Origin of the sequence: Paenibacillus sp. GYB004 (assembly GCF_036577605.1) — a bacterium.
In the GTDB taxonomy this organism is placed as follows: Bacteria; Bacillota; Bacilli; order Paenibacillales; family NBRC-103111; genus Paenibacillus_AB; species Paenibacillus_AB oceani.
This window is the reverse complement of record NZ_JARBDB010000007.1, coordinates 84,886-96,027: the sequence shown is the minus strand read 5'-3', so window position 1 is coordinate 96,027 and position 11,142 is coordinate 84,886. Positions and strand designations below refer to the sequence as shown.

General features: G+C 52.9%; 5 protein-coding genes. All 5 read left to right on the top strand.

The features are described 5' to 3' along the window. Positions 1–311: 311 nt before the first annotated feature. The 5 genes from PV433_RS04110 to PV433_RS04090 all read left to right on the top strand — a co-directional run bounded on the left by PV433_RS04110 (position 312) and on the right by PV433_RS04090 (position 11,091). On the top strand, positions 312–1,160 hold the full coding sequence (locus PV433_RS04110; protein WP_332070932.1) for a TolB family protein: 849 nt from the start codon (positions 312–314) through the stop codon (positions 1,158–1,160). Positions 1,161–1,277: 117 nt separating this feature from the next. After that, a complete protein-coding gene (locus PV433_RS04105) occupies positions 1,278–8,327 on the top strand; it encodes a cadherin-like beta sandwich domain-containing protein (RefSeq protein WP_332070931.1) in 7,050 nt (2,349 codons plus the stop codon). 654 nt (positions 8,328–8,981) lie between these two features. Continuing rightward, entirely contained in the window at positions 8,982–9,698 is a 717-nt protein-coding gene (locus PV433_RS04100) for a hypothetical protein (RefSeq protein ID WP_332070930.1), read from the top strand. Positions 9,699–10,088: 390 nt separating this feature from the next. Beyond that, entirely contained in the window at positions 10,089–10,382 is a 294-nt protein-coding gene (locus tag PV433_RS04095; protein WP_442951472.1) for an FIMAH domain-containing protein, read from the top strand. Positions 10,383–10,602: 220 nt separating this feature from the next. After that, positions 10,603–11,091 (top strand): hypothetical protein, encoded by a 489-nt coding sequence (locus PV433_RS04090; protein WP_332070928.1) that lies wholly within the window; start codon positions 10,603–10,605, stop codon positions 11,089–11,091. Positions 11,092–11,142 lie beyond the last annotated feature (51 nt).

Below are 11,142 nucleotides of genomic sequence, written 5' to 3'. Positions count from 1 at the left end.
GTGTGATAGACTTCACCTTAAAGGTGCTCCTCTCTTTGGGTGATGTTGTTCTAGGCAAACACCATTCTACCAAAGATTTGAGCCCTTTTTCATATTTTCAGAAAGAGTCACTTTCGAAATTCAGGTTCAGTATTTAAAAGACGGGGTCTTTCGTTTCTCATAATCAGGTCCAAAGACCTTGGCTTGTACGCAAAATCATGCAGAATTTGTAGTGCTAACGTCACTATGGGCGGCATGGTGTCTTCGCTATACTGATACAGGATGTATCTGTTAAATGCAATATGTATCAGGAGATGAGGAGCTGCGAGTCGATGAGTCGAATCGGAAAACGTTTATGGGGAAAAATGACCGCAATATTGCTGGCCGTTGCGTTAATGGTGCCGGAGCAAGGAGTTGTATCGGCGGCAGCGGTGCCGGCGGACCAAGATCCGCTCGGTAAACTGGTCGCCAATGCGGTGATGAATGCGGTTTACGGCATTAAGCCGGTTAAGCCTAAAGCAGCGGCAGTCCCAGCACCGCCGCTCACATGGAACGTGCTGACTAAGCTGAACCGGGGTATGATCCCTTTGATTTATCAGCCTGACTTTCAGCAGTTCAAACTAAGCGGCAGCGGACAGTTCATCGGTTTCAAACGAATGCTGCTGGCAAATAATCCGGTGTCGGTCAAACCGGTTATTACCGTCTACGATCGAGTAACGGGCATCATGGACGATATCCAGGTTCCAGCTTCTTCCCTAAGCGATGAAATGCTTTATTTCGACATGAGCGCAGATGCCCGTTACGTGGTTTTTACGTATGCTACCGAACGCTACTCCATGAATCCGAAGCTGCAAGTTTATTTATTCGATCGGGAAGAACGAAGGCTGCTTCCGCTAACGGTACCATTTGAAACTTCGGATTCCTCCGAAGAAAGCAACCGGGTCAGCATCAGCGATAATGGCAATTATATCGTCTTCGATACCGATGCTAAGGGATTAGTGCCGGACGATAACGACGATTATCGCGATGTATTTCTCTATGACCGAGCAGGCAATTTGCTTACAAGGATCAGCTCGCGAGCCGGCATGCAGGATTTCGATAGCGGCAACAGCGAAGCGCCGTCGATTAGCGGCGATGGCCGTTATATCGCTTTTCAGTCGGAGGCCAACCTGACGGGTTAAAGTCCGCATATCGGCCAGAGCGACATTTATGTATATGATCGTCTGGGAGGAGGCGGTTCACCATTTGAACGGATCACTGTCGGGACAAACGGGGAGGAAGCGGACGGTCCAAGTACAATGCCCTCGATTAGCTCGGACGGTTTAACGATCGCTTTCGAATCCTATGCGACGAATTTGGTGGACGGCACTACGAATGGGGAAGATACGAAAAATATTTTCGTCTACAATCGGAACGCAGCCTCGATCGTTCGAGTCTCGCTCGGTTTGGGCGGCGTCCCTTTTACTCGCGATAGCTTAAGTCCGTCGATCAGCGATGATGGGCGTTATGTCGGTTTTCATCTGGACTCCCTATACGTAGATGGAGACAACGATATTCCATACGAGGCTTATGCCGCCGACGTTGCGGCTCAGGTTGCATATAAGATCACGGTGCAAAACGCGCCTTACCGTCTGGTCGGTCCGAGCATGTCTCCGGCGATCGGCAGCGGTGGAAAGCTCGTCGTATACAGCTCGGACTATCTAGAAACGTTTGGCGGTTCGACGGAAGAAGACCCGTTTCCCGGCATCTTCATCGCCGCGCTCGGGTCAGCCCCGTCATGGCCGGCCGGCAGCAAGCTGGAAGCGACGAACCGGACGGACACGACGGTCACGCTGAGCTGGCAAAACGCATCGGATGCGGCAGGCATCCTAGGCTACCACGTCTATAAAGACGGTGAAAATATAGATTATGTTCCGTTCGCTGGAGGTGGCGGCTACACGTTCACGGCAACGGGGCTAATCCCCATGGCAGAGCATGTTTTTCAAGTCGAAGCCGTAAATGCGGAGTACATCGAAAGTTTCGGCGGTCCGACTCATAAGCTCGGCCAGGGCGGAGAAAATCCGGGCGGTACGCTGAGAGTTTCTTGGGATGTCGATAACATGCGCTTCGGTTTGGTTATGCCGGACGGCAAGCTGAACATTACAGCAAACGGCGAGCCAGGGAAGCAGGCTGCAGCAGAGCTGGTGTATACAGCATGGAAGGATGAGACCTCCCAGGAGACGCGAAAAGCGGAGCTGAAACTTGACGAACGTGCTGCTTCACCTGGAACTTACGGCGTGGACTGGGCGCTCCCGGACGGAGTCAATCAGCTTACTTCCTTAACCGTGAAGCTGACCGATCCGGCCAAGCCGTCTGAAGCGAAGGAGAAGCAAGCCGACGGACTGCCGATTCAAGTCGCAGGGACGATCGTGCTTGGGTTTGCTAACCGTGGCGACTCCAGTCTCGCAGGCAGTGTGCTGTCTGTCATGAACGGACAATACGGGGAGCAAGTTTATCAGTTGACCGAATCGGACTCTTTTGCCGTAAACGGGCTGCATCCGGGCAGAGATTATTCGTTCATTCTTCGTTCACCGGATTACCGTCATATGTGGGGGAAGCTGGAGCAGGTACAGACAGAGGCCGGAAAACGCAGGAAGGTTGACATGTTCATCGAACAGCCTGCTAAGATCCGGTTCCAGGTCGTCGATCCTAAGGGAATGCCTGTATCCGGCGTCCGTATGGAACTATCAAGCCCGCAGCAGCAATATCCCTTTTCCGACAGCAGCGGCAGCGATGGCTGGAGCGGATGGATGGAAAACTTGAAAGCCGGAGACCGGGTCGTCGCCAAGTTCGATATCGGCGAGCTGCTAATGGAGCCGGTGCCGAATCAAGAAGTGTTGCTGAAGCAGGGAGCGAATGAGCAAACGATCCGGTTGAAGGCACCGGACGAAGGGATCGTGCGCGGCCGCGTCAAATCGCCGAACGGGGAGTTTGTCAGCAACGCGCTTGTTACGTCGACTCAGACATACCGGGGGCAGCAAATCGTACGCAAGGCGAGGACGAATCTGGACGGCGAGTATGTGCTGTCCCTGCTGAAAGGCGAGGCCAGGCTCGAAGCATACGAATCGTCCTACGAATACAGCACGAACGGTTCGGTTGCCGCTCAGGTGACGGAAGACCAGACGACCGTGTTGGATATTCCCGTTTTTCAGCCTAGCCGGGGCGTCATCAATCTGGAGGTGCGGCTGAAATATCTCGAGGATACCGAATACGGGGAGCCTGTCGACATGGAGCAGATGGGCATGCTGACCCGGCTGGAAACGCAGCATAGATGGATGACGGGATATTTTCAGAATGCGTATCAATTTCATGGGTCGCCCGGCGATCAAGTTTCCGTTTGCGTGACCGGGACCGTGCCGGCGTACATGACAACCTGCACGCAAGTGACGCTCGATTCGAACGCTAACGCTACGGCTAAGCTGTATTTGGAGGAAAAAGGCGCGCGCATTCAAGGGCAGCTTGCTCCGGCCGGCCAAGGCTTCGTTTCCGGTTGGCTATATAAAATGGAAAACGGGAGACGCACATCGCAATCGACATACTTCGGTGAAGACAACGTCCATTCGGACGGGAAATTTAACATCAACATACCTGAATCCGGCACCTACGTTATGGAGCTGTCGAGACGTACGGATGAGCGCCCGATCCAATACCACTATGCGAATGTTCAGTTTACGGTGGCGGACAAACAAATACTATCGATCGGGACGGTCAACTTTAGCGAAAGGAACGTTTTCGCAAACTACAGCGGCAATACGTACGACGTTTTGAACAGTCGGATTGCACCGGGTGAAACGGTGACGTTTAAAGCCGGATATAAGAACGGAGACACTTCCGAAGCGGAGAACGTGACGCTGCTTTTCGATATACCGGAGGGTACAGCAGTCGTTAAAGACGGCACAGGCCGCCTGGTCGTGAGCGGACTTCCGCAGGACGGGGAGGCGGCTCTCGACGGTCAGACGCTTTCGGTCAAGATCGGTTCGCTGGCAAAGAAACAGTCGGGTACGGTTGGCTTCCAAATTAAAGCCGATCCGACGTTTAACCAACCCTCGACGAAGTCTTCCGCCCGCATTCGTGCTACGATCGGCGGGAAGCAGGTGGAGGAGACGATCGGTACCGTCTTGCTGGATGCCCCGTTGGTTACGCTCGAGGCGCCCGAACGCGTATATCAGCCGCAGCTCGCGGTCAGTGGAGTGGCGCCGAAGCAAAGCGTAGTGAAGGTATATGACGGCGGGCAGCTGCTGGGCAGTACGACGACGGCAAGCAACGGATATTGGGCGCTCCAGGTGGAGCTGCCGGATTTAGGTGATCCCGGCATGCACGCCCTGCGCGCCGAAGTGGAAGCAAACGGCACCAAGCTGCAGTCATTGGTTTCCTATGTCAATTATGATACGAAGAAGCCGCGGCTGCTGGAGATGGCCATGGCGCAGGCCCCGGAAGGCAAATGGATCACGATAGATACCAAGAACGGCATATCGAATCCTTTTTACACCGTCGTGCCGGGCAATCCGTTCCAGTTCGAGCTGAAGTTCGATTATCCGGACAAAGTCGAGAACGCATACGTCTATTTGGACGGTCAGGCAGGCGAACCGGTCAAGGCCGTTCGGGACGGAGGGGTGTTCCGGGCGTTTGCCCCTACGAATAAGGGAGCGCTAGGCAACATTTACGTCGACTTCGAATCGAAGTCGGAGCCGTTCCAATTGGACGGCAAATCCCCGACGATCGATGAAGTGCGGGCGTCGCTGCCGCTCACGATGCGCGATTTTACGGCAGAAGTGACGTCTCCGTTCGAGCTGAAGGACGGCAAATATTCGGGTACGGTGAAGCTGACCTTCCCGCAGCTCGATAACATGACGATGACCGTAACCCTTCGATTGGAGCCGAATGCGAACTATTCGGCGACGAGCGAAGAGATCGCGCTAGCGGAACGATCCGGGGTACCCATGTATGACAGCTCCTTCACGCTTACGGAAACGGAGGACGGGTTCAAAACCGTCTCGAAGGGCTACATACCCATGAGCGTGCTGTTTCCGCATAATGTGAATGCAGGACTGAAAGCTCTGCGATCGTCCGGGGAAGTACAAACGCTTGACGCGGATCCCGCCTTTGCCGCAGTTGTAACAGAGTCCTATGTGCAGTTTGGGCCGGATGGCGATAAGTTCGGCACATTCAATTCAGTCAAAAGCCAATACGACGGCATGAAGGGATTCGCCGAAAAAGTCAATAAAATTACTTACAACGTTCAAGTGGGCGGTCTCGATTGCCTCGCCGAGCTGCCTCGCACCGCCAAGCAGGCAGGCAAAGCGTTAGTTTCGCTTGTCGGCGGCGAGGTAGCCAAGTTCGGACTCGGCGCATGGACCGCGGCAATGGGATTTTCAGGTCCGGGAGCGATAGCCGCGGCTGGCACTTCGGCCGCAATCGGGGCGAAAATCGACGGTTACGTCGACCAGCAGATCGACGCGATCGGCACCGGCTATAACCAGTGTCTTAAAGAAGATGTCGACCCCAGCAAGCGGAAACGGTATAAAATCGCGCGTCCGCGCTGGATTTACGACCCGAGCGGATATATTTATGAAGCCGTGCCGGAAAACCGTCTGAGCGGCGTAAAAGCGACCGTTCTCTACCAAGATCCGGACAGCAAGCAATGGACCGTATGGGATGCGAGACCGTACGAGCAAGTGAATCCGCATCAAACGGATGACCGCGGCAAGTACGGCTGGGATGTGCCGGAAGGCAAATGGAAGGTCGTTTGGGAGAAAGCCGGATACGCGACGCAGACGAGTGCGGAACTGGACGTTCCTCCGCCTCATACCGAGGTGAACGCCGGACTCGTATCGTGGGAGGCACCCAAGGTGCAGACGGTTACCGGTGTGACCTATGCCGGAGGCAGCAATGTGGATATCGAGTTTACGAAATATGTAAAGGTTCATGAATCGGCTATCCCTTCGCAAGCCGTAACCGTAACGGGACCGGATGGCAGGGCGATAGAAGGCACTGTTGCCTTTGTTAGTCCGGTCAACAATCCGGCCGATCCTGACGGTGCCGATTTGTCGCGAGTCGCAAGATTTACGCCGAAGGCGGCGATTACCGTCGGCGATGGGTATACAGTGAAGGTGAATCCGAACTATTTCCAAAGCTACTCGGGCGTTTGGATGAATGAAGGGTTTACAGGCGCGTTTGCGGTCCAGTTGCGCGACGAACGCGGACCGGAGGCCATCAGCGCAAGCGTCGAGGCGGAGGGCCGGATCGTTCGTCTTACGTTCGACGAGAACTTGGCTGCCGCGGTCGATTCGGCGAAGTTTACTTGGAACGGCAGCGGCGAATTTATTGCATCCGCAGTGAAAAGCGCTTATGGAGACGACTCCAGGACAATCTTGATCACCTTGACCGAACCGATGGGTGGCGGCGGGAAATTGACCGTATTGCCGGGAGCGGTATTCGATGCCGCAGGCAACGGGGCGATGGATAAGTCATTGCAAGCCTCAAGAAACGTATTGTCGGATGAAGCGCGGCTGAATTCGCTTAGCATCGAGGAGGGCATGCTGTCGCCGGCCTTCGATCCCGGGAAGCTGAGTTATTCAACATCGGTACCGTTGACAGCGGAGCAGGCGAGCATTACCGCAACGACAGCTCATCCGAAAGCGAAGCTCGTTATCGACGGAGTCGAAGCGGTGAGCGGCGTGCCGAAAACGGTGATCATCCCGGATAATGGCGAAATCGCGGTACGCGTCATCGCCGAAGACGGCGCAACCGTTCGGGAGTACTCGATCAGTGTATCCCGTACAAACGAACCTGATCGGGACGCGGCATTGTCCGGACTCGCGGTAACGCCGGGCACTCTTGCACCTGCATTTGACCCAGTCAAGTTGGCATATGAAGTAGAAGTAAGCTCCAGCGTCACGACGCTGCAAGTGACGGCTACTGCCAATAGTACGAAGGCACAAGGCTTGACGATTAATGGGGCTGCCGTAGTGAGCGGAGCGGTCCAAACGGTAACAATACCGGCAAGCGGTCTAATCGAGGTAGTTGTGACGGCGGCAGACGGAACGACGAAGATGACGTACTCGGTCCGCGTGAAACGAACAACGGGAAGCTCGAATCAAGGAGGCTACATCCCGGCGGAGCCGGCTTTGACCAAAACGGAGCCGTTCACCGGCCGGAACGGCGGATCGGGGCTGCGCATTACGCTGCAAAGCGACGGGATTGCTAAAGCTATGCAAACTAGCGCTGACGGCAAAAAGCAGCTGACCGTCGATGTAACCGGGCAAGCAGACGAGTACGTGCTTCAGCTGCCGGCAAACGTATTGGAAAAGCTGAAAAACAGCAAAGCGGCAATCATTTTCAAAACAAAGACGCTGCAAGCCATATTACCGGGGGAAATGATAGAAGCCGCACAAGTTCCATCAGACGCCTCCGTCTCGCTCGGCTTCGGAGCAGCGTCGGCCTCGGAGGAGAAGGCGGCCTTTGAAGCCGCCGCAAGTCAGAGCGGGAACGCTTTGAAACCGGTCGGACATTCGATTGTCGTAAAACTCGAAGCGGATAAAGGGCAAGAAACGACCGCCCTTGCGATTACGTCTGCGCATCCGATTATTTTACAGCTTCCGGTAAACGCGGCTCGCCAGGAAGCGATATACCGTCTGAATGGAGAGAATCCTATCTGGACGTACGTATGGGGCCAAACAAACGGAAGCGGCAGTTCCGCGACAATAGAGATGCAGTCTTCCGGCACTTACGCGGTGATGGCCTATACGAACCCGTTCGCAGATATCGCAGGTCATTGGGGAGCGGCCGACATAGAATGGATGGGACAGCGGCTTCTCGTTAACGGGGCGGCGCCCGGATCATTCCTGCCCGATCAGACGATTTCACGAGCCGAATTCGCCACTATGCTCGTAAGAGCGCTCGGTTTGGAGGCATCGCCCGGCAGCAGCGGCGGCCGCTTTAAAGATGTAAGCAATGAAGCTTGGTATAGCGTCAATGTGAGAGCGGCAGCCGAGGCCGGGTTAATAGACGGCGTCACGCCGGAACGTTTCGAACCTAACGCGCTAATTACGAGGGAGCAGATGGCACTCATGGTTTGGCGAGCCTACGTACACCTCTACAAAATCAAGGGAGCGGAAGCCAAGATCAATTTGCTGCAGAAGTTCTCAGATCACGGAGCGATCAGCGAATGGGCCCGGGAAGCCGTTGCTCTTTGCATCGAAACAGGGCTCATTCTCGGAACCGGACCGGATGCGTTTGATCCGCTTGGCCATGCGACAAGAGCGCAAGCAGCCGCAATTATGAAACGGCTGCTCCACCATGTAAATTAGAATGCTAGAGCCCGGCGGCAGCCGTCTGATTTCATCGGCTGCAGGCTGGGCTCTTTCTCACGCTTTTTTACAATGATAATCGGAAAGTCGGATGCGGTATGGGGACTGACTAGTGTATCAAGGTTTTTTTATGATGTTGCACATATACGTGTTGTTTTTCCTGGTTCGTTTCCAAGCAGGCTTTGCCTTATTTGGAAGTGCGGCTGAATTAGTGAAATTAGAGTTGACGTATATCATGTTGACATGTAGAATGTGTTCAGGATTATAGATATTCTGGTTGGACCATAATCTAAATTGGTTCAAAACATGTAACATGCTTGCGATAGGAGGGCTGTTGCTTAAGGGTTGAAAGTGAACTGTTCCTTCGTGCATGAGTGGGTACCGTTGCTGGAAATTATCGGCTTCATTCGGATATCAAATGGCGAAAGCGCTTTTCCGATTGGGAGCAACAACGGCTATTCGCTTGATCGCGGGACTCTATCGGACGATGACGACTTAGGAATAGGTCGACCATGCCAGTAAAATGCAGGAGTGTTACTACCGTCAAGGAGAAACAAATCGACAAGCGGATCATTATTTTTTTATTGGTCTGACCAGATTATAATATAGAAAATACCTTAACGAATGCAGTCTAAAAGGTCAGGAGGAAATCATATGAAACCCATACATTACGGTCTTTCTTTCATTTCTGGGTGTAACCCGGAAAACTCGGTGCGCTTTTGGGTCGAATCGCGTTTGCGCATGATAGACGAGAAGACGGGACGAACGGAGGATTACTATCAGTGCGGTTCGTGCAAAGCGGAGGATACCTTTGCTCCCAGCCATTTGTTTTACAGTGACAACTACGATTTTACTCCGGTTTTCGGTCCGCAATACGGAATTGTGTACAGACGCAAAGCTTACCTGAATCCGAATTATAAAACATGTCCGGAAGCATCCGACATGTGGGGGGGACAACTGTACAAGCTGAAAGAACCGGAATACTGCATGCTGCTGGAGTCGAATGAGGATATCCGTAAAGCAACCCACGACGCCGTTCCGCTTGTGGCGCAGACCGAACTGTACAACGCCGAGATCGGGTTGAGGACGATTATGGAGTATCCCGTTAAGACGATGAATATTCATGACCGCAAAAATATGTATCAGGTCGATACGGGACCGGTTTTGCTCATGGATCTGTCTGCGAGTTGCGAACGGGCGGTGGATGCGATCAGTTTGGCATACGTTGCCTTTAACGCTCCCGATTTTGCCGATTTCGTAATTGAGCAGCCGACACAGATATCGGACGGCGATCAAATGGCGGGCCAAGTGTACCACTATTCCGGCATTGTCAGCCTGCCAGCCATAAACCGGCTGTTTGCCGTGAAGTAGTACACGAGGGGCAGACGATCCTCTAATCGGCGCCGTAGGGGTACAAACCGCCTCTATTTGTCTCTGGCAGCCCAAAATGCCGATAATAAAGGGTGCCAGAGACTCTTATCTGGTTAGGTAGCCTGCATGTATTTCGTCTCAGCGAAGCGCAGCGCGACCGGTTCTGAGGAAACGGGTTTACGGGCTCCATTCGGAGCCGAGTTGTTCCTGTACAACCTCATCAACGACTGGCTGGGGCGAAGGCACAGGTTCCCTTCCATGCGTCAACGTATCGTATGGGTTTGCAGATCAAAGTTCCGTCCGGAACGGGCTCGAGCGGCTATCGCCAGAAACTCCAAATGTTCTTCTCGCCGAACAGGGCTTCACCGGACAATTCGTTAATCGGCAGTCGTGCCGCCGCCCAGGGCGCCACAGCTACTGGATGGGTTCAAGGCATCGGGCGACTTGTCCCTGCAGACGTTCATCGAGCTCGACGTTCATCTGAAGCCGGCCGTCCAATTCGCCGTCAACCGGGTGCTTCGCGCCCAGGCGCTCCAGCAGATGGAGCAGTTCGTCGCCCGGGTCGACCAAGCGGCCGCCCACGGGTGGGCTTCATCTGCTGCGGTCGACGTGCTGAAGGCGGATGCAACGGAGTTTGTGGGGGAGGGGCACCTTGGGGAGTTCAGATCGCTTGAAGAGGAATAAAATTCGAGGTGTAGTTGGGCGTATTAGGTTCGTCTTGTGGTCGATCTCTATACTTAGCCATATCATTTTACAGATTGTATTATCGTTCTCAGTTGGATTTTTGTTTCTATTCTACATTCCCGACGTCAATGAAATTTGGTTTTTCTTAATTTCATTACTTGTAATGATTCTATATAATGTTGTGGGAGCCTTGTTTGTTATCCAACGAGATGGCTACTACATGCGACCGATCACTCATAAAGAATATGAGATTTACTCTGGACGAAATTTAGTTCATTTTACCGATTATCTTTCAAAGGAGGATGTAAAGCATTTCCACTATACAAACTCAATTCATCTGATAGCCAATGGCAGTAAAAAATCGAATTACTCCATGAATTTTGCAGATCGCTCTAAGAAATTTGTGTGGTTTCATCTATCGGATAAGGATGGTTCTGACGAACCTCATTTTAATTCATTTTGGTTCACACATTTTACTGAATCTTCTCCACGAATGTATAAATTAATTCTTCCTGTTACCACCTTCTCCAAGGATCGGTTATATATACGTCCGTCTGATAAAGCAATTGCTGTTGAAGGCGATTATGTTGGACAAATCCGGCTGATGACCTCGTTTCCTTGGTATAACAAAAAAATCTACTTCAAAAAAGCTCTACACTTCTCTTTTAAAGATTCTTTTGTATTTGGGTTGTACTATTTATACAGATAACTGGCGAAGTTTCTGACCTCTTAGAAAAATTCAAACGAGCCCCGAACCCTG

What these genes read in the sequence shown, in the direction of transcription:
- PV433_RS04105 (WP_332070931.1), top strand. Translation starts at nt 1,278, where the DNA reads ATGCCCTCGATTAGCTCGGACGGTTTAACGATCGCTTTCGAATCCTAT.
- PV433_RS04100 (WP_332070930.1), top strand. Translation starts at nt 8,982, where the DNA reads ATGAAACCCATACATTACGGTCTTTCTTTCATTTCTGGGTGTAACCCG.
- PV433_RS04090 (WP_332070928.1), top strand. Translation starts at nt 10,603, where the DNA reads ATGCGACCGATCACTCATAAAGAATATGAGATTTACTCTGGACGAAAT.
- PV433_RS04110 (WP_332070932.1), top strand. Translation starts at nt 312, where the DNA reads ATGAGTCGAATCGGAAAACGTTTATGGGGAAAAATGACCGCAATATTG.